This window comes from Corynebacterium hylobatis, assembly GCF_003955685.1.
In the GTDB taxonomy this organism is placed as follows: domain Bacteria; phylum Actinomycetota; class Actinomycetes; order Mycobacteriales; family Mycobacteriaceae; genus Corynebacterium; species Corynebacterium hylobatis.
The window spans coordinates 37,964-56,992 of record NZ_RXHJ01000005.1 but is presented as its reverse complement, the minus strand read 5'-3'; the positions used below and the strand labels follow the sequence as shown (position 1 = coordinate 56,992).

The window sequence follows — 19,029 nt, the reverse complement described above, 5'->3', positions numbered from 1 at the left end:
CCGAGCGAAGTGCCCCGGGGGCGGTTACGGTGACGTGGACCTTTCACTTCCAGCTGGAGAAGGACGCTTCATGATCACCGGTTTCCTCGTCAACCCCGACCTGTCCCACCGCGTCATCGAATTCGAGCTCGACCAGGCCGCCCAGTTCCTCGGCGGTGTCGACCAGGACCGCGTGGCGGTCTCCTTCCAGGAGGACGGTTCCGACTACGCCGCCCTGTTCAACCCCACCGCCAAAACGCATGCCGCCGAGCCGAACCCCGTGGCCTCCCTGGCCCGTTCCGCAGCGGCGACCGGCGACCCGGCCTTCCTCGCCGATCCGACCACGGCGATCTCCGGACCGGTCATCTTCGTCGGTGCCGAGGGTGGGGACATCGGTCTGGACGAGATCCGCCGGATCAAGGACGGCATGCGCGCGGTGCGCAACTACCGGGAGGACAATGAGGTGGACTACCGCCTGTGGCGGGCGGCCGTCCTCAACCTGGGGCAGCTCCGCATCGACTAGATCAGATCCGGCGGAAGTGAATGTTGAGCGCTGGCACTCGCGAGGGTAGAGTGCCAGTAGGTTGTTTCACCCACAGTTGTTCACCCGCGACGACGACTGTGCTGGACCACAACCGGCACAATCAAATCACTCAATTTTCACGGAGGAATATCGTGGCAAACGTCAACATCAAGCCGCTCGAGGACAAGGTCCTGGTCCAGATCGTCGAGGCCGAGACCACCACCGCTTCCGGCCTGGTCATCCCGGACTCCGCCAAGGAGAAGCCGCAGGAGGCCACCGTCATCGCCGTGGGCCCGGGCCGTATGGACGAGGACGGGGACCGTATTCCGGTGGATGTCAAGGAGGGTGACACCGTCATCTTCTCCAAGTACGGCGGCACCGAGCTGAAGTACAACGGCGAGGAGTACCTGCTGCTCTCCGCACGTGACCTGCTCGCCATCGTCGAGAAGTAGTCGGGGGTAACACAGCCCTATGGCTAAGCTCATCGCATTCGACCAGGAAGCCCGTGAGGGCATCCAGCGTGGCGTGGACACCCTCGCCGACGCCGTGAAGGTCACCCTCGGCCCCAAGGGCCGCAACGTCGTCCTGGACAAGGCCTTCGGCGGCCCCCTGGTCACCAACGACGGTGTCACCATCGCCCGCGACATCGACGTCGAGGACCCCTTCGAGAACCTGGGTGCCCAGCTGGTCAAGTCCGTGGCCATCCAGACCAACGACGCAGCCGGTGACGGCACCACCACCGCGACCCTCCTCGCCCAGGCGCTCATCGCCGAGGGCCTGCGCAACGTCGCGGCCGGTGCCAACCCCGTCGAGCTCAACCGCGGCATCGCCGCCGCGGCAGAGAAGACCGGCGAGCTGCTCAAGGCACGCGCGACCGAGGTGTCCTCCTCCGCGGAGATCGCCAACGTCGCCACCGTCTCCTCCCGCGACGAGGTCGTCGGCGAGATGGTCGCCGGCGCCATGGACAAGGTCGGCAAGGACGGTGTCCTCACCGTCGAGGAGTCCCAGTCCATCGAATCCTCTCTGGACGTGACCGAGGGCATCTCCTTTGACAAGGGATTCCTCTCGCCTTATTTCATCACCGACGTCGACGCCCAGCAGGCCGTGCTGGAAGATGCCCAGGTGCTGCTGATCCGCAACAAGATCACCTCCCTGCCGGACTTCCTGCCGGTCCTGGAGAAGGTCGTCGAATCCGGCAGGCCGGTGCTCATCATCGCCGAGGACATCGAGGGCGAGCCGCTGCAGACCCTCGTGGTCAACTCCATCCGCAAGACCCTGCGCGTTGTCGCCGTGAAGTCCCCGTACTTCGGCGAGCGCCGCAAGGCCTTCATGGATGACCTGGCCGTGGTCACCGCCGCCACCGTGGTCGACCCCGAGGTCGGTGTCAACCTCAACGAGGCCGGCCCGGAGGTCTTCGGTTCGGCGCGCCGCATCACCGTGACCAAGGACGACACCGTCATCGTCGACGGTGCCGGCACCCCGGAGGAGGTCGAGGCGCGCCGCGAGCAGATCCGCCGCGAGATCGCCAACACCGATTCCTCCTGGGACCGGGAGAAGGCGGAGGAGCGTCTGGCCAAGCTGTCCGGCGGTGTCGCCGTCATCCGCGTCGGCGCCCCCACCGAGACCGAGGTCAACGAGCGCAAGCTGCGCGTCGAGGACGCCATCAACGCGGCCCGTGCGGCCGTGCAGGAGGGTGTCATCGCCGGTGGCGGTTCCGCGCTCGTCCAGATCGCCGAGGAGCTCAAGGCATACGCTGAGGAGTTCGATGGTGAGCAGAAGACCGGCGTGCTGGCCGTCGCCCGCGCACTGGTGAAGCCCTGCCACTGGATCGCCGAGAACGCCGGAGTGGACGGTGCTGTGGTCGTGGCGCGTACCGCCGAGCGTGCCAACGGTGAGGGCTTCAACGCCGCCACCATGGAGTACGGCAACCTGCTCGAGCAGGGCATCATCGACCCGGTGAAGGTCACCCACAGCGCAGTGGTCAACGCTGCGTCTGTGGCCCGCATGATCCTCACCACCGAGGCATCCGTGGTCACCAAGCCGGAGGTGCCGGAGGCTGCTGCAGCCCACGGCCATCACCACCACTAGGTGAGACGACATGAGGCCCGGTCCGGAACCTGCAGGTTCCGGACCGGGCCTCAGTTTTTCTCCCGTCCCGCCGGTCAGGCGTTGACGGGGGCGGGGGCTGCCTTGGCTGCCACCCGGGTCTTCCGGTCGCCGCGGTTGCGCAGCACGCTCATGCGCTCGGACTCGGACAGTCCACCCCAGATGCCGTAGGGCTCAGCGACCTTGAGGGCGTGCTCCCGGCAGGTGGCGATGACGGGGCAGGCGTGACAGATGGCCTTGGCGCGGTTCTCACGCTGGGAGCGGGCCCGGCCGCGCTCGCCGTCCGGGTGGTAGAACACATCTGATTCCTCGCCCCGACAGGTGCCGTGGAGCTGCCAATCCCAGAAATCGGTGTTGGGGCCCGGAAGCAGGTGCGGCTGTGACATGTTCTCTTCTCCTCAGATAAAGAAGGGTTAGACTCTGGTGACGGGGCGCCCCGTGGATCATGTGGGCCGTTCCGATGCATGGAGGAGTCTGGCTGCCAACTGTGAACAGTTGGTGTCCTGAATGTGGCCGTCCGGTGATCCTGGATTGACCGTCAGGGAAAGCACCGCTTTGACCTGCGTAAACCGTGAAGGTTAAGTGATTGTGAATTCTTGGGGCCCCGTGAAGAGGTGCTGAGCGGCGGAAACAGAGATTCCCTTCTGCGGCGGACGAGGTATTCTGGTCCCGCCCGGTTGCCGATTTCCGGGCGATCCGGAGGATGCAGACGTGAGTGATACCGACGCTGAGCTGGCAGACCTTGTGCCACTGGCCGTGGACGGCGACCGCCGCGCCCTCCAGCGCATCATGGCCATCGTCCACCCCCGGGTCCTGCGCTACGCCCGCGCCCGCGTCGGAGGCGGACGTACCCCCACCCCTGAGGACATCGCCCAGGAGATCTGCCTGGCCGTGGCGACGTCGATAGGCAATTACGTGGACAAGGGCCGGCCCTTCATGGCCTTCGTCTACGGCATCGCCTTCAACAAGGTGGCCGACGCCCACCGCTCCATGGGGCGCGACCAGTCGCACCCCACCGACGAGGTCCCCGACACCGGAACCGACAAGGACTCCCCAGAGGATCACGCCCTCACCGCAGACGGAAGTAACAGAGTGAGGGCGCTTCTCGATTCATTAAGTGAGAAAGCCCGCAACATCGTCATCCTGCGCGTTTTCGTCGGTCTCTCGGCCGAGGAAACCGCGGAGATCGTGGGCAGCACCCCCGGCGCAGTGCGTGTGGCGCAGCACCGGGCGTTGAACTCGTTGCGCAAGAACCTGAACGCTCAGCAGGAGATTCAGGCACCGGAGAATCGAGGAGTGAAGTGATGAAGCGTCGTCAGAAGGACGCCAGCGTCGGTGATGTCACGAGCCAGCTGCAGCCGCTGGTGGATGATGACGCCTTCCTCACCGAGCTCTCCCGCGGTGTGGACCCCTCGGGTGGCACCGATGAACTCGCCGCGCTCTTCCTTGAGTTGCGCGATGACGTGGAGAAGCAGATGCCGCCCGCCCCACTCATCGAGGGGGCGGACAAGGAGCCGGAGGTCGTCTCCCTGGCCTCACGACGCCGCGGGACGCAGGGTCGCCCCTTCCTCTCCGGCATCATCGGCGCCGCCGCGGCCACCCTCGTCATCGCCGGTTCGGGTTCGCTGCTCTACAACGCCACCCCGGACTCCCCTCTGTGGGGTCTGTCCAGCACACTGTTCAGCGACCGGGCCACTGTCGTGGAACTGGCCGGCGCGCTCGAGGAGATCGACTCCCGGGCGGCCGAAGGGGACATGGACGGCACCCGCGCGCTGCTGGAGGAGGCCCGCCGCCTGCTGGCCGATGCCACGGTCGAGCGACAGGCACCCCAGCAGGCGCCGCGCGTGACCACCACGACCGTGGCCCCGCCGGTCGCCCCGGAACCCCCGGTCACGCAGGAGCCGGTCACTGAGACCGTGACCGAGACCAGCGTGGAAACCGAGACCGCCACCGTCACGGTGACACAGACCCCGCCGCCGGTCCGTCCGAACCCGCTGCCCGTCCCGGTTGAACCGGTCCCGTCGCCCTCGCCGACGAACCCGGCCACCCCGGTCCCGGATCCGGGTGATCAGGACCCGACCCCGACCCTGGCCCCGCCGCAGATCCAGAACCCTTAGCGCGGCCGGCGAAAAACAGACATCCCCGCCCCGGTGGAGAACCGGGAGCGGGGATGTCTGTCGTCTACGGGTGCCGCGGGATCAGCGGGCGTTCAGCCCGTCGAGGAAACCGGCGGCGTAGTCCCATGGGACGTAAGCGGTGACATCGGGCTCCACGGAGGGCTCGTGCACGGGCGCGAGCTCCCCGGCGAGGGTGGCGGCCATGTTGGCGGCCATGATGTCCCAGTCGTAGTAATGGAAGTCATCGCAGTCCTCGCAGAGGAAGAAGATACCGAGGATCCCCCGCGGTGCGAGTTCCTTCCGGAATCTGGCCACCAGGGCCAGGTCCTGGGTGATGCCTGCGCGCTCCTCGTCGGACAGCGGCGGAGCGGGCTCGTCGGGGTCCAGGAAGGACGCCGGATCGTTCGGATCGTCGGCGAACGGGTCGAGCGGCATCTGGGAGTTGTAGTTCACACCGGCCACACTATTGTGGACCGGCCTCATGGGCAATTCCCCGCCGCTAACAACCTCAGAGAGAAAGGCACTACAGTGTAGTCATCGCGGAAGCCGCACAGTGCTAAGAAGGAGCAGCAATTCATGACCGATCAGCGCGTGTCCACTGGGGGAGACGATCCGAACAAGGTGGCCCTGCTGGGCCTGACCTTCGATGATGTCCTCCTCCTGCCGGCCGAATCCAATATCGTCCCCAGCGAGGTGGACACCTCCACCCAGCTCACCCGCAACCTGCGCCTGGGTGCCCCCATCATCTCGGCGGCGATGGACACCGTCACCGAGGCGCGCATGGCCGTCGCCATGGCCCGTCAGGGTGGCATGGGTGTGCTGCACCGCAATCTCTCCGCGGAGGAGCAGGCGGAGCAGGTGGAGATCGTCAAGCGTTCCGAGTCCGGCATGGTCACCGACCCGGTCACCTGCACCCCGGACATGACCATCGGTGAGGTGGACGCCCTGTGCGCACGCTTCCGTATCTCCGGTCTCCCGGTTGTCGACGAGGACGGCATCCTCGTCGGTATCTGCACCAACCGCGACATGCGCTTCGAGCGGAACATCCACCGCCGTGTCTCCGAGGTCATGACCCCCATGCCGCTGGTCGTCGCCCCGGAGGGTGTCACCAAGGATGAGGCCCTCAAGCTGCTCTCCCAGCACAAGGTGGAGAAGCTGCCGATCGTCGACAAGGAGGGCAGGCTGGTCGGTCTGATCACGGTCAAGGACTTCGTCAAGACCGAGCAGCACCCGAACTCCTCCAAGGACTCCTCCGGCCGCCTGCTGGTTGCCGCAGGCATCGGTACCGGTGAGGACTCCTGGGACCGTGCCGGCAAGCTCGTTGAGGCCGGCGTCGACGTCCTCGTCGTCGACTCCGCCCACGCCCACAACAACCGTGTACTCGAGATGGTCTCCCGGGTGAAGCGGGACTTCGGCGACCGCATTGACGTCATCGGCGGCAACCTGGCCACCCGCAGCGCCGCGAAGGCCATGATCGACGCCGGCGCGGATGCCATCAAGGTGGGCATCGGCCCGGGCTCCATCTGCACCACCCGCGTCGTCGCCGGCGTCGGTGCCCCGCAGATCACCGCCATCATGGAGGCCGCCGTCCCGGCCCGCCAGGCGGGTGTCCCGATCATCGCCGACGGTGGCATGCAGTTCTCCGGTGACATCGCCAAGGCCCTGGCCGCCGGCGCCTCCACCGTCATGCTCGGCTCCATGCTGGCCGGCACCACCGAGGCTCCCGGTGACATCGTCGTGGTCAACGGCAAGCAGTACAAGCGTTACCGCGGCATGGGTTCCATGGGTGCCATGCAGGGCCGTGGCCTGAGCGGTGAGAAGCGTTCCTACTCCAAGGACCGCTACTTCCAGGCCGACGTCAAGAGCGAGGACAAGCTCGTGCCGGAGGGTATCGAGGGCCGCGTGCCGTTCCGCGGCTCCATCGAGGCCATCACCCACCAGCTGGTCGGTGGACTGCGCGCCTCCATGGGCTACACCGGTTCCGCCACCATCCCGGAGCTGCAGACGAAGCAGTTCGTGCAGATCACCTCCGCCGGCCTGAAGGAATCGCACCCGCACCACATCCAGCAGACCGTCGAGGCACCGAACTACCACTAGTTCCTCCCGCCTGAGACAGCAGACCGCCCCCGCCGACCCCCAGGCTGTCGGCCGGGGTGTCAGGGGTGCGGTAGAGTTGACCTCCGAAATCACCCGCGAGGATCGGAGCAGTACATGCGCGACTACGTCGAGATCGGTGTGGGCCGGGAGGCCCGCCGTACCTACAGCCTGGAGGACATCTCCATCGTCCCCTCCCGGCGCACCCGTTCCTCCAAGGACGTCGACACCACCTGGAACATCGACGCCTACACCTTCGACATCCCCGTCATGTCGCATCCCACGGATGCTCTGGCCAGCCCGGAGTTCGTCATCGAGATGTACCGCCAGGGCGGTCTGGGTGTCATCAACGCCGAGGGACTGTGGGGCCGCCATGCGGATCTCGACGCCGCCGTGGACCGGGTCATCAGTGCCGTCACCGAGGGGGACGCCTTCGACGGCGGTGCCGCCGCGATCGCCGCGCTGCAGGAGCTGCACTCCGCCCCGATCGACGATGACCTGCTGGCCGAGCGCATCGGTGAGGTCCGGGCCTCGGGAGCCACCGTCGCGGTGCGCGTCAGCCCGCAGCGGGCCCGCGAGCTCGCCCCGAAGGTGATCCAGGCCGGCGCTGAACTGCTGGTCATCCAGGGCACGATGATCTCCGCGGAACACGTCGCCGAGGGTGGTGAGCCGCTGAACCTCAAGGAGTTCATCGGTTCCCTCGAGGTGCCGGTCATCGCCGGCGGCGTCGCCGACTACACCACTGCGCTGCACCTGATGCGCACCGGCGCTGCGGGTGTCATCGTCGGCGGCGGCCCCAACACCAACCAGCTTGCGCTGGGCATCGAGGTCCCCATGGCGACCGCCATCGCCGACGTCGCCGCGGCCCGCCGCGAGTACCTCGACGAAACCGGTGGACGCTACGTCCACATCATCGCCGACGGGGAGATCGAGAACTCCGGTGATGTGGCCAAGGCCATCGCCTGCGGCGCCGACGCCGTGATGCTGGGCACTCCGCTGGCCACCGCCACGGAGGCCGCCGGCCGCGGCACCTTCTGGCCGGCCGTTGCCGCGCACCCGCGTTTTCCCCGCGGCATTGTCCAGGACCTGCGTTCCCTGCTGGATGACACCGCCACCCTGGAGACCGTCCTCAACGGCCCCTCGACCGACCCCTTCGGCTACCAGAACATCGTCGGTGGTCTGCGCCGCGCGATGGCCAAGTGCGGCTACACCGACCTGAAGAGCTTCCAGAAGGTCGGTCTGGCGGTCAATCTCTAGTTCTGCCGCAGCCGGGCCTCGATGCCGTCGAGGATGACCTCGAGACCGAACTCGAAGATGGCCCGGTGGCTGGTGATGGAAGAGTAGGCGGTACCCACCGCCTGTCCCACCCGACCGGAGATCAGGAACTCATCGGCCGGCATGACCTCCGCGAGGATGGGTCCGTGGAGGTTCCACCACTCCAGGTCGGTGATGCCGGAACCTTCCGCCAACTGCCGGGCCGTGATGGCGTTGGCGGCGTTGGCCGCCGCATGTGATTCGATCAGCGAGATCGCGTGGTCCATGGCGATGTCGTCGAGACCGCAGCCCTCGACTGCCGCCAGCTCCCATTCGTAGCGCGCCGAGATGCCCGGCCCGATCCAGGGTCTGTGGCTCCGGCTCTCCAGCAGCCACGGGTGCCGGTGGTATTCCTCCCAGAGCAGCTGCGCGAGGGTGTGCAGCCGCTCCCGCAGTTCCCCCGCGTGTTCCGGCAACGGTGTGCGCCCGATGACCTGGTCGATCATCAGGCCGATCAGTTCGCCGCGGCCGGGGACGTAGGTGTAGAGCGATGTTGCGGAGGTGCCCAGCTCCTCTGCGAGTCGACGCATGGAGAACGTCTCCAGCCCCTCCCGGTCCGCCAGCGCGATCGCGGCGTCGATGACCTGGTCCAGGGCCAGTTTCTTCCGGGGTCCGCGGGCCCCCTCCTCCTCGCCCAGCCGGTGGCGCCACAGCAGGCGCAGCATGCGGGTGGGATCTCCGGTCTTCTCTTTCTCGGACGACATGGTTGACAGCTTAGTCCGAACGGCGTACGTTGAATCCTCCAAACTCCGTACACTGTTAATAGTTAGGTGGCGTGATGACATCACCGACAACCCGACCCTCGGCCATCTGCGCCAGGGGAGTGGTGAAGAATTTCGGGGACACACGTGCCCTCGACGGCCTCGACCTTGAGGTCAGCGCTGGATCCATCCATGGTCTTCTCGGACCCAACGGCGCCGGAAAATCCACTGCCGTGGGCGTGCTGGCCACCCTGTTGACGCCCGATGCCGGTACCGCTGAGGTGGCGGGCGTCGACGTGCGCCGCGGACAGGAGGTGCGCCACCACATCGGACTGGTCGGCCAGCACTCGGCCGTCGATGAGATCCTCGGCGGCCGCCAGAACCTCGTCATGTTCGGTCGGCTCTCCGGCCTGCGCAAGGCCGCCGCACAACGCCGCGCCGAGGAGCTTCTCCATACCTTCGGCCTGGTTGAGGCCGCAGAAAGGCCCGTGGCCACGTATTCCGGTGGTATGCGCCGGCGCCTCGACATCGCCGCCGGACTCATTCTCGAACCCGACGTGCTCTTCCTCGACGAACCCACCACCGGCCTCGACCCCCGGGGCCGCATCGACGTGTGGGCCCTCATCACCGGCATCGCCGCCCGGGGCACCACGGTCCTGCTGACCACCCAGCACCTTGAGGAGGCGGATCAGCTGGCCGACCGCATCTCCATCATGAAGGCCGGGAGGATCATCGCCGAGGGCGCCCCGGATGCGCTCAAGCGGCAGCACGGCGGCGACCGGGTGGAGATCACCGTCCCCCGCGACCTGGACCGGCTCCCCGGCTCTTTCGTGATCACGGACGAGGCGGCGGGCGTGATCACGTACCCGGCACCGGACGGCGCGCGCGACCTCATCGAAGTGGTCCGGCTTCTCGACGCCGCCGGCATCACCCCCGAGGACATCTCCCTGCGCCGCCCCACACTCGACGAGGTATTCCTCGCCCTGACCGAGAAGGAGGAATCATGACCACCATCAGAAACGGATGGGTCCTGACGCTGCGTGAACTGGCCCATTGGGCCCGCCAGCCCTGGACCCCGGTCTTCAACCTGCTGTTCACCATCATGCTGCTGCTGATGTTCGCCTTCATCTTCGGTGGCTCCATCCAGCTGCCCGGCGGCGGGGACTACATCCAGTTCCTTCTGCCCGGCATGATGGCCCTGGCGATGATGTTCGGCGTGGAATCCACCACCCTGGCCATGGCCACCGATGCCCGCAAGGGCATCACCGACCGCTTCCGCTCCCTGCCCATTGGAGACGCAGCCGTCTCTCTCGGCCGGGTCGGTGCCGACCTGATCAGCTCGGCAGTGGAACTGCTCATCCTCGTGGTCGGCGGCCTGCTGCTCGGCTGGCGGATCACCGGCTCCCTGCCGGCCGCGGTGCTGGCGGTTGCGCTACTGCTCTGGCTGCGCTTCGCCGTGCTGTGGATCGGGATCTTCCTGGCCCTGACCATCGGCCGCAACGAGGGGGCCACCATGATGGTGCAGGTGCTCGTGTGGCCCGTCGGCTTCCTGTCGAACGTCTTCGTCTCCCCGGAGTTCATGCCCTCCTGGCTGGGGGCGGTGGCGGCGTGGAACCCGATCTCGGCCACCGCAACGGCCGTACGTGAACTCTTCGGCAACCCCACCGGCGTGACGTCCGGGTGGTTGGCCGAACATGCGGTCACCGGGGCCGTGATCTGGCCCGCGATCCTCGTGGCGGTCTTCCTTCCGTTGTCGGCCCGGGCCTGGCGCCGGCTGCGGAAATAGGGTGCGGCAGGGCACGTCCGACCCACCATCCACGTCAGTTAGGACTGGGGGAGCGGCGTAGTAGGATTGGAGCCGTGACTTCCGCAACCCCCCGCCCCGTCCTCGTCGTGGACTTCGGTGCACAGTACGCCCAGCTCATCGCACGGCGCGTACGTGAGGCACGAATCTACTCCGAGGTTATTCCGCACACCGCCACGATCGAGGAGATCCGGGCCAAGAACCCGGCCGCTCTGATCCTCTCGGGCGGTCCTTCTTCTGTTTACGCCGATGAAGCGCCCAAGCTGGACCCGGAGGTCCTGGAGCTGGGCCTGCCGGTCTTCGGCATCTGCTACGGCTTCCAGGCGATGACCCGCGCACTCGGCGGCACCGTCGCCGAGACCGGTGCCCGCGAATACGGCCGCACCGACCTCGAGGTCGTCGGTGACGGCGGCGTGCTCCATGACGCGCTGGCCGCCTCCCACAAGGTGTGGATGAGCCACGGCGACGCCGTGACCGAGGCCCCCGAGGGCTTCACCGTCACCGCCTCCTCCGAGGGTGCGCCCGTCGCCGCCTTCGAGAACGTGGAGAAGCGCTTCGCCGGTGTGCAGTACCACCCGGAGGTCCTGCACTCCCCGCACGGCCAGCAGGTTCTCACCCGCTTCCTCACCCAGATCGCCGGTCTCGAGCCGACCTGGACTGCGGCGAACATCGCCCAGCAACTCATCGAGGCTGTCCGGGAGCAGATCGGCCCCGAGGGCCACGCCATCTGCGGCCTGTCCGGCGGCGTGGATTCCGCGGTGGCCGCCGCTCTGGTGCAGCGTGCCATCGGTGACCGTCTGACCTGTGTCTTCGTCGACCACGGCCTGCTGCGCTCCGGTGAGCGCGAGCAGGTGGAGACCGACTTCGTCGCCGCCACCGGCGCCCGCCTGGTCACCGTCGACGAGCGCCAGGCATTCCTGGACAAACTGGCCGGCATCAGTGAGCCGGAGACCAAGCGCAAGGCCATCGGCGCCGAGTTCATCCGCTCCTTCGAGCGCGCCGTGGCCGGTGTACTGGAGGGGGAGCAGGTCGACTACCTCGTCCAGGGCACCCTGTACCCGGATGTCGTCGAGTCCGGTGGCGGCAGCGGTACCGCCAACATCAAGAGCCACCACAACGTCGGCGGCCTGCCGGATGACGTCGAGTTCGAGCTCGTCGAGCCGCTGCGCCTGCTGTTCAAGGACGAGGTCCGGGCCGTCGGCCGCGAGCTCGGCCTGCCCGAGGTCATCGTCAACCGTCAGCCCTTCCCGGGCCCGGGTCTGGGCATCCGCATCATCGGTGAGGTGACCGAGGAGCGCCTGGAGATCCTGCGCGCCGCCGACCTCATCGCCCGCACCGAGCTGACCGCCGCCGGCCTTGACGACCAGATCTGGCAGTGCCCGGTCGTCCTGCTCGCCGACGTCCGCTCCGTCGGTGTCCAGGGTGACGGCCGGACCTACGGCCATCCGATCGTGCTGCGTCCGGTCACCTCCGAGGATGCGATGACCGCTGACTGGGTCCGCATCCCCTATGAGGTGCTGGAGCGCATCTCCACCCGGATCACCAACGAGGTCAAGGACGTCAACCGTGTCGTTCTCGATGTGACCTCCAAACCGCCGGGAACCATCGAGTGGGAGTAGGGGTCTGAACCACCCTGTCCCGCACCAGGACTGCTCCCCGGCGAATCAGACTGAGAAATCAGCCGCTGATTCACCGGGGAGCAGTCTTTTTGTCCCTGGCCAGCCGACCCCTCCGGACGGTCGGGAGGTGACCCGAAAGCAGTACACTGTGAACTGTCCCACATTTTATGCGGGGTGGCGGTGGTACTCGTCTCCTCTGCGACGGTTCCCAGCGAGAAAGGTTCGCCACCATGTCCAAGAAGATCACGGTTGCCTTCGGAGTCGACGTCGATGCCGTCGGCGGTTGGCTCGGCTCCTACGGGGGTGAGGACTCACCCGGGGACATCTCCCGCGGGCTCTTCGCCGGTGAAATCGGTGTTCCGCGCCTGGTCAACCTTTTCCAGAAATACGACCTGCCGGCCACCTTCTTCTGGCCCGGCCACTCCATCGAGACCTTCCCCGAGCAGTTTGACCTGACGGTCGAAGCGGGTTTCGAGATCGGCCTGCACGGTTACTCACATGAGAATCCACTGGCCATGACGCGCGAACAGGAGGCTGACATCCTCGACTACTGCATCGACCTTGTCACCACCCGCACCGGCACACGTCCCACCGGTTACGTCGCCCCCTGGTGGGAGTTCTCGCGCGTGACCAATGAACTGTTGATCGAGCGCGGCATCAAATACGATCACTCCCTGATGCACCGGGACCATGAGCCCTATTATGTCCGCGTCGGGGATTCCTGGACGAAAATCGACTACGACAAGCCGGCCTCCGAATGGATGGAACCGCTGGTGCGGGGTGAGGAAACCGACCTGGTGGAGATCCCCGCCAGCTGGTACCTCGACGACCTCCCGCCGATGATGTTCATCAAGTCCAGCCCCAACAGTCACGGCTTCGTCAACCCCCGGGATATCGAGGAGCTGTGGCGGGACCAGTTCGACTGGGTCTACCGCGAACACGACAACGCGATTTTTCCGATCACGGTGCATCCGGACGTCTCCGGCCGACCGCAGGTCCTGCTCATGCTCGAGCGACTCATCGAGTATTTCCGTTCCCACGAAGGTGTGGAGTTCGCCACCTTCGATACCATCGCCGACGAATTCATCGCGGCCAACCCCCGGTCCTGACCGGTTAACAGGCCGGTCCAATGTGTGGAGCGTGTGGTGTCCGACCTGACTGGGCGGGGCCGGTGGTTGCGGGTCCGCTGCACCGCCGCGATATCGCCAGCTGCCTGACCCGTCTGTGCCGCCACATCATCGTCCGGGACATGCCGCGCGGTTGGGTGGTGGCCGAGGTAACGGGGAGGTCCACCCCGGTGCAGACCTTCGATGAACTGATCTCCGCCGCGGCGGCTCATGCCCGTGCCCGCACCTGGCCGGACCTGGAGCAGCTCCTGCTGGAGCTTGCCGCTCCGCCTCGGAGCAATACCCCGGTGAACGGACAGTTGCTCCTCCCGGAGCCGTCAGCCGGATCAATGCCGGTGCTCGCGGCGGTCACGCACCTGCCGGCGCACATGAAGCTGGCGGCCTTCGCCCTCGGCGTACACTCGATTCCCTCTCCGGAACCGGTGGTCACAGACCTCGGCGGGAGTCAGCTGTCGGCCCGGGGTGGTCGACTGGCGACAACCAGGCCTACCGGCCTGTCTTCTCGTCCACCATCTCGGAGGAGATGAACGCCTGGTAGTCACCCAACGACAGGTCGGCGTAGTCGTTGGACCAGTCGAGGATGGCTCGCCGGATGCGCTTGCCCCCGCCGATGAAAGTGACCACCTTCCGTGCGTTCACGGACTGTGCGTGCGCCCGGGCGAGCACGGCCCCGCAGACGATGGCGTAACCGTTGAAGGCCGTGTCACCCAGTTCCCCGATCTCCACGCTGCCCTTCATATCGTGGTACTGCCGGACATAAAAGGAGCGTCCTGATGATGCGGACTGCAGGAAGCCCAGGAAAGGATCAGAATAGGCCTGCAGGATGCGTTGCTGGCCCACCACACGGGCTCCTTCCCCGGAGACCCCGGTGGTCTCCGTCAGGACCTCAGGCTGCGGGAAGCCACCATATTCCTCGAGGGCGCTGCGCAGCGCCTGCTTGACCTGGAGGATGAGGACGCCCCCGTCCGCGTCACGCAGCAGCACCAGGTAACAGCGGGTGCCCACGCTGCCCACACCGACGACCCGGCGCACGATGTCCTCCAGCGTGTAGTGGGTGAGCAGCATACGGATGTCCGCCTTCGCCGAGAGCAGGTACTGCCGGTAGTTGTCGGCCACGTTCAGCTCGACTTCATCGGCCACGTGACTCATCACGGGCGGGGCCTCGAAGAAGCGGCGTTTACCGTCCGCGGTTTCCTCGGTCAGACGTCGGGCGGCCCGGTCGCTGGTGCGTTTGCGGGAGTCCTCCGCTGCCTCCTCCAGCACCCGGCGGGATTCCTTGCCCAGGTGCCGGCGGGCCATCTCCTGGTTGAAGTGGGAGTAGTAGCGTTCCAGCGGGCTGTACCCGTCGGAGGTGTTCAGCGAGGAGACGTAGGCCCTCACCGCGTCCGCGGCGGCGGCCTGGACCACCTTCTCGGACCGGTCGGTGTCACGCCCGCCGATGATGACGCTGGTGACCAGCCGCTTGAGGTCCCATTCCCAGGGCGCCCAGGCGGATTCATCGAAGTCGTTGAGGTCGAAGGCCTGGGTCCGCTGCGGGGTGGCGTAGAAACCGAAGTTGCTCAGGTGTGCGTCCCCGCTGGAGACGACCGGGATCCCGCTGTGGGGATCCCGGGAGTGGTCCGCGGCCATGAGTGCTGCGGTGCCGCGGTAGAAGGTGAAGGGGCTCTGCGCCATCCGGGCCATCCGCAGGGGGATGAGCCACTGTTCCCGGGTGGCGTTCTGCTCCCGCAGGAGGCCCAGCGGGTCGCGTCCGGTGGTGGTGAGCATCGCCAGCTCCCCGCGTGTGACCGTCATACACGCTGAGTCTATTGCTTCCCGACGCCTCCGGGATCACAACTCAGTCTCGGGTTGCAGCCTCGTTCACCCGCACCGGGCCGATGCCGCCCTCGATGTGCAGGTTCAGGGTGGCACCATCCGCGTCCCCGTTGTAGGTACCCGGGGTGCAGGTGGATTCGCCGATGCCTTCGCTGCAGGTCAGCTCCACTGGCACCGCGTCGGGGAGGAACACGTTGACCGGGCCGATACCACCGTCGACGGTGGTGGTGCGGGCTTCATCCAGGGCGGGCAGGCCGCGCAGGTCGACGACGAGATCCCCGATGCCGCCGGAGTAGATGGCCTGGAGCTCCGTCTCGGCTGTGGGGACGAACTGGCGGGGCTGGGCGATGTCCTCGAAGTCATCACGGAAGGTGACGCCGATGATGCCGGCCGCGATGGTGGCCGCCCCCATGGTGCCGATCAGGCCGAGAGCAACCCAGGGCCAGATCCGCGGCTTCCGGGCGGCAGGCTGCGGGGCGGGGCCGGGTTCGGGCAGATCCCAGGCAAAGGGGGCGGTACCCAGCGGGTCCCAGGCGGGTGGGCTCACCCTGCCCGGGGGCATGTCGGTGCCCTCGGCGGGCAGGTAGGTGGAGAGGTCGACGGGCTCGGGCATGGTGCGGGCGGGTGCGTCGGCAAGCAGACCCGCCGGGGGCTGCGGGACGCGCTGGTGCAGGGCCCACCACGCGGCCAGCAGCACGAGGATCGCCAGGACGCCGGTGGAGGCCAGCGTGCCACCGGAGGTGAAGATGCCGGAGGTGAGGATGAAGAAGATGATCAGCCACCAGCCGGTGGAGCGTTCCTTCAACTCAGGTGCGCTGAGCTGCTCCTTGCGCCGGGAGACAGCCTGTGCCGGGGAGACCGCCATGCCGTAGCGGGGCATGGCCATCCAGGCGAGCAGGTAGGCCGGGAGCCCACCGCCGAGGGTGAACAGGGAGACGACGAACAGAACGCGGACGATGGTCGGATCGATCTGGTAACGCACACCGATGCCCTCGCAGACGCCGGCGATCTTCGCGTTGCCGCCCTGTTCGGAGGGGATGCGGGGCGGGCGGGTGTCCCACATCTGCCGGACTGTGTCGCTGAAGGAGCTCTGGGTGGTCATGGCTTCATTGTCGGTGGCAGGAGGGGAATCCGGTATCGGGATCCACCCTGAATTCCGGGAATCAGGGTCTGCCCCGATGTGGTCAGGGTGGGTTCTCTGGGAGGATCAGGGGCATGAACACCACCCCCTCCCCGGTCCCGTACGGGCCGGAGCGTTCCACCCCGGGTCCGTATCCGACGTACCTGCGGCCTGCCTCCCGGCGGGTGGTCGCCGGTGTCGCCGGCGGCCTGGCGGTGCACCTGGGCGTGGACGTGTTCTATGTACGACTGGCCTTCATCGTGGGTTCCTTCCTCTCCGGGCTGGGCGTGGCGGTCTACGCCGGGCTGTGGATGTTCTCCAAGACCTCCGACACGGTGGAGCTGCCCGTCCGGGAACGCGAGCTGTCGAGGTCGGTGTACCTGCTCCTGGCCCTGATCGGCGGGGTGGGTTTCGTCGTCTCCGCGAGCCTCGTCTCCGGCCTGCCCAGCGCGGCGCTGGTCCCGCTGCTGGTGGCAGGTGTGGGTGCGGTGCTGGCCTGGCAGGCCTACGACCGGGGTCTGGGCACAGGGCGCAGCCACCTGAGCATCCTCGGCGGTGCGGTGCTCATGCTGGCGGGCATCGTGGTGACTGTCTTCTACTCGGAGCGTTCAGGTGGCTTCGCCGCGGCGATCCTGGCGGTAGTACTCACCCTGGCGGGGGCCGCGGCGCTGGGTGTGCCGCTGGTGATGCGCCTGTGGGATTCCCTGGCGGAGGAACGCGCCGCGAAGGCGGCCAGTGAGGAACGTGCGGAGATCGCCTCCCGCCTGCATGATTCGGTGCTGCAGACCCTGGCGCTGATCCAGAAGCGTTCCGATGACCCGGCCGAGGTGGTCCGGCTGGCCCGGGGCCAGGAACGGGAGCTGCGGCAATGGCTCTTCGACGCCGATGAGAAGACCAGCCAGACCGTCTTCGCCGCGGTGGAGACCGCCTGCGGGGAAGTTGAGGACCTCTTCGGCATCCGCATCGCCCCCGTCACCGTCGGCGAGGACCGGGAGCTGACGGAGGAGACCAAGGCCGTGGTGCTCGCGGCGCGGGAGGCGATGGTCAATGCGGCGAAGCACGCGGGCGTCGAGAAGCTCGACGTCTACGCGGAGATCCTCGCCGGGGAGCTGGGCATCTTCGTCCGCGACCGGGGCAGCGGCTTCGATCTGACGGAGATCCCCGTCGACCGCCACGGCATCCGCGAGTCCATCGAGGGGCGCATGGAGCGTATCGGCGGGCAGGCGCGCATCCGTTCCACTGCGGGGGAGGGCACCGAGGTCTCCGTGACCTACCGACTGCCGGTATCCTGAGCGGCATGGTGAAGGTGTTCCTCGTCGACGATCATTCCGTCTTCCGCTCCGGTGTCCGCGCCGAACTGGCCGGCCACGTCGACATCGTCGGTGACGCCGGCACCGTCGCCGAGGCCATCGCGGGTATCGACGCCGCGCGTCCCGACGTCGTCCTCCTCGACGTCCACATGCCCGACGGTGGTGGCGTCGCCGTGCTCAAGGGGGTGGGTGTGGACACCACCTTCCTGGCGCTGAGCGTCTCCGATGCGGCGGAGGACGTCATCTCCGTCATCCGCGCCGGGGCCCGCGGCTACGTGACCAAGAACATCTCCGGCCCTGAACTGGCCGAGGCCATCGAGCGCGTCCACTCCGGGGACGCCTACTTCTCCCCGCGGCTGGCGGGCTTCGTCCTCGACGCCTTCGCCGGCGGGGAAGTGGTCGAGGATCCGGCGGAGGAGCCCCGCAAGATCGACGACCCCGTGGTCGACGCCCTCACCCGCCGCGAGCTGGAGGTATTACGGCTGCTGGCCCGGGGCTACACCTACCGGGAGATCGGCAAGGAGCTGTTCATCTCCGTCAAGACGGTGGAGACCCACGCCTCCAACATCCTGCGCAAGACCCAGCAGTCCAACCGCCACGCGCTGACCCGCTGGGCACATTCCCGGGACCTGGACTAGATGCGCGACTACACCTTCCAACCCGGTCGGGTGGTCATCGCCGCCCTGATCTTCACGGCCATCGTCATCTGGCAGGCCGATCTCGGTTGGGCCTGGTGGGTGCCGGCCTTCATCCTCATCGCGGTGGTCTTCGCCGGCATGCACGCCTTCTACAACTGGGCGAACACCCGGCTCAACGAGATGGGCAGACGCGTCCGCGAGGCAGAGGACAAACTGTAGGGTGCTGCACCCGCTGGCTGACGGGTGCAGCCGACCCCTCGGCGGCCAGCGACTGACCGGTGACGGTGGCGCCCGTGGTGCCGGGGAGCTGCAGTTGAGGGTCAGGCGTAGGCCAGTGCCCGGGTGCCGTCGATGTGTGGGAACACCCAGAGCATCCAGCCAAAGACCGCCAGCCACACCAGGCCCGTACCCCAGACAGGCAATGGAGCGAGAACCGGCACGATCATGAGCGCCAACCACACGAAGAACAGGGGCAGCACCTGCCCTGGGCGGGGGCGGATGGCGACATTCTCCCGTTCAAGAAAGGCCCTGATCTCCCGCCGGTAGGGGTGGCTGAACATCAGCAGCAGTCCGGCGGCGATCGCGACGACCATTATCCCGACCTGCACGCCCCGCGCCAGGCCGGTGGACAGTACCGCCACGCCGAGACCAATGAGCAGTGAGGTGCCCGCCCGCACCAGGGGCGGGGTGGGGATGGGGGTCTGCCGCGAGCGCATGTCGGAGTAGGCGTTCATGCGGGCTAACGGTACCAGTGGCGGATGG

At 67.3% G+C, this 19,029-nt stretch carries 21 protein-coding genes; 15 read left to right on the top strand and 6 right to left on the bottom strand.

Features of this window, described 5'->3' with window-relative positions; all coding sequences use genetic code 11:
• Positions 1–70 precede the first annotated feature (70 nt).
• From EAH68_RS04350 to groL, 3 genes are all read left to right on the top strand, one after another.
• On the top strand, positions 71–502 hold the full coding sequence (locus EAH68_RS04350; protein WP_126120112.1) for a hypothetical protein: 432 nt from the start codon (positions 71–73) through the stop codon (positions 500–502).
• 152 nt (positions 503–654) lie between these two features.
• Positions 655–954, top strand: coding sequence for a co-chaperone GroES (groES, locus tag EAH68_RS04345; protein ID WP_126120111.1), 300 nt, complete (start codon positions 655–657; stop codon positions 952–954).
• 19 nt (positions 955–973) lie between these two features.
• Positions 974–2,590 (top strand): chaperonin GroEL, encoded by a 1,617-nt coding sequence (groL, locus tag EAH68_RS04340; protein WP_126120110.1) that lies wholly within the window; start codon positions 974–976, stop codon positions 2,588–2,590.
• Positions 2,591–2,664: 74 nt separating this feature from the next.
• Here the strand turns inward: groL and EAH68_RS04335 are convergent, their stop codons facing one another.
• A complete protein-coding gene (locus EAH68_RS04335; RefSeq protein WP_126120109.1) occupies positions 2,665–2,994 on the bottom strand; it encodes a WhiB family transcriptional regulator in 330 nt (109 codons plus the stop codon).
• A gap of 325 nt (positions 2,995–3,319) precedes the next feature.
• Between EAH68_RS04335 and EAH68_RS04330 the strand changes: the two genes are divergently transcribed.
• Entirely contained in the window at positions 3,320–3,913 is a 594-nt protein-coding gene (locus EAH68_RS04330; RefSeq protein WP_126120108.1) for a sigma-70 family RNA polymerase sigma factor, read from the top strand.
• Positions 3,913–4,725, top strand: coding sequence for a hypothetical protein (locus EAH68_RS04325; protein WP_126120107.1), 813 nt, complete (start codon positions 3,913–3,915; stop codon positions 4,723–4,725). Before EAH68_RS04330 ends, EAH68_RS04325 begins: the two co-directional genes overlap by 1 nt.
• An 81-nt stretch (positions 4,726–4,806) precedes the next feature.
• Here the strand turns inward: EAH68_RS04325 and EAH68_RS04320 are convergent, their stop codons facing one another.
• A complete protein-coding gene (locus EAH68_RS04320) occupies positions 4,807–5,178 on the bottom strand; it encodes a DUF5319 domain-containing protein (RefSeq protein WP_164546398.1) in 372 nt (123 codons plus the stop codon).
• Between the two features lie 123 nt (positions 5,179–5,301).
• Between EAH68_RS04320 and guaB the strand changes: the two genes are divergently transcribed.
• Together guaB and EAH68_RS04310 are read left to right on the top strand one after the other, a co-directional pair.
• Positions 5,302–6,822: an IMP dehydrogenase gene (gene guaB, locus EAH68_RS04315; RefSeq protein WP_126120105.1), complete on the top strand. Its 1,521-nt coding sequence runs from the start codon at positions 5,302–5,304 to the stop codon at positions 6,820–6,822.
• 114 nt (positions 6,823–6,936) lie between these two features.
• Positions 6,937–8,076: a GuaB3 family IMP dehydrogenase-related protein gene (locus tag EAH68_RS04310; protein ID WP_126120104.1), complete on the top strand. Its 1,140-nt coding sequence runs from the start codon at positions 6,937–6,939 to the stop codon at positions 8,074–8,076.
• Here EAH68_RS04310 and EAH68_RS04305 read toward each other — a convergent pair.
• The gene (locus EAH68_RS04305; RefSeq protein WP_126120103.1) at positions 8,073–8,837 is read right to left on the bottom strand and encodes a TetR/AcrR family transcriptional regulator; all 765 of its coding nucleotides are present in this window, start codon (positions 8,835–8,837) and stop codon (positions 8,073–8,075) included. The genes EAH68_RS04310 and EAH68_RS04305 overlap by 4 nt on opposite strands.
• Positions 8,838–8,911: 74 nt before the next feature.
• On the opposite strand from EAH68_RS04305, the gene EAH68_RS04300 reads away from it, so the two are divergent.
• The 5 genes from EAH68_RS04300 (at position 8,912) to EAH68_RS04280 (ending at position 13,911) form a co-directional block, all read left to right on the top strand.
• Positions 8,912–9,841: an ATP-binding cassette domain-containing protein gene (locus EAH68_RS04300; RefSeq protein ID WP_126120102.1), complete on the top strand. Its 930-nt coding sequence runs from the start codon at positions 8,912–8,914 to the stop codon at positions 9,839–9,841.
• The gene (locus EAH68_RS04295; RefSeq protein WP_126120101.1) at positions 9,838–10,620 is read left to right on the top strand and encodes an ABC transporter permease; all 783 of its coding nucleotides are present in this window, start codon (positions 9,838–9,840) and stop codon (positions 10,618–10,620) included. Before EAH68_RS04300 ends, EAH68_RS04295 begins: the two co-directional genes overlap by 4 nt.
• 74 nt (positions 10,621–10,694) lie before the next feature.
• Positions 10,695–12,257, top strand: a complete 1,563-nt coding sequence (gene guaA, locus EAH68_RS04290; RefSeq protein WP_126120100.1) for a glutamine-hydrolyzing GMP synthase — start codon at positions 10,695–10,697, stop codon at positions 12,255–12,257.
• A gap of 230 nt (positions 12,258–12,487) precedes the next feature.
• Complete coding sequence (locus EAH68_RS04285; protein WP_126120099.1) at positions 12,488–13,366, top strand: polysaccharide deacetylase family protein; 879 nt, start codon at positions 12,488–12,490, stop codon at positions 13,364–13,366.
• Between the two features lie 62 nt (positions 13,367–13,428).
• Complete coding sequence (locus tag EAH68_RS04280) at positions 13,429–13,911, top strand: hypothetical protein (protein WP_241228290.1); 483 nt, start codon at positions 13,429–13,431, stop codon at positions 13,909–13,911.
• Here the strand turns inward: EAH68_RS04280 and EAH68_RS04275 are convergent.
• A complete protein-coding gene (locus EAH68_RS04275) occupies positions 13,871–15,178 on the bottom strand; it encodes a DUF2252 domain-containing protein (protein ID WP_126120097.1) in 1,308 nt (435 codons plus the stop codon). The genes EAH68_RS04280 and EAH68_RS04275 overlap by 41 nt on opposite strands.
• A gap of 43 nt (positions 15,179–15,221) precedes the next feature.
• Positions 15,222–16,301 (bottom strand): PspC domain-containing protein, encoded by a 1,080-nt coding sequence (locus EAH68_RS04270; protein WP_126120096.1) that lies wholly within the window; start codon positions 16,299–16,301, stop codon positions 15,222–15,224.
• 113 nt (positions 16,302–16,414) lie between these two features.
• Here EAH68_RS04270 and EAH68_RS04265 point away from each other — a divergent pair, with 113 nt between their 5' ends.
• From EAH68_RS04265 to EAH68_RS04255, 3 genes are read left to right on the top strand one after another with little or no spacing between them, the layout of a single operon-like run.
• A complete protein-coding gene (locus tag EAH68_RS04265; protein ID WP_126120095.1) occupies positions 16,415–17,611 on the top strand; it encodes an ATP-binding protein in 1,197 nt (398 codons plus the stop codon).
• Positions 17,612–17,616: 5 nt separating this feature from the next.
• Entirely contained in the window at positions 17,617–18,267 is a 651-nt protein-coding gene (locus EAH68_RS04260; RefSeq protein WP_126120094.1) for a LuxR C-terminal-related transcriptional regulator, read from the top strand.
• On the top strand, positions 18,268–18,486 hold the full coding sequence (locus tag EAH68_RS04255; protein WP_126120093.1) for a hypothetical protein: 219 nt from the start codon (positions 18,268–18,270) through the stop codon (positions 18,484–18,486).
• 101 nt (positions 18,487–18,587) lie between these two features.
• Here EAH68_RS04255 and EAH68_RS04250 read toward each other — a convergent pair whose 3' ends face one another.
• Positions 18,588–19,001, bottom strand: coding sequence for a hypothetical protein (locus EAH68_RS04250; protein ID WP_126120092.1), 414 nt, complete (start codon positions 18,999–19,001; stop codon positions 18,588–18,590).
• Positions 19,002–19,029: the final 28 nt, after the last annotated feature.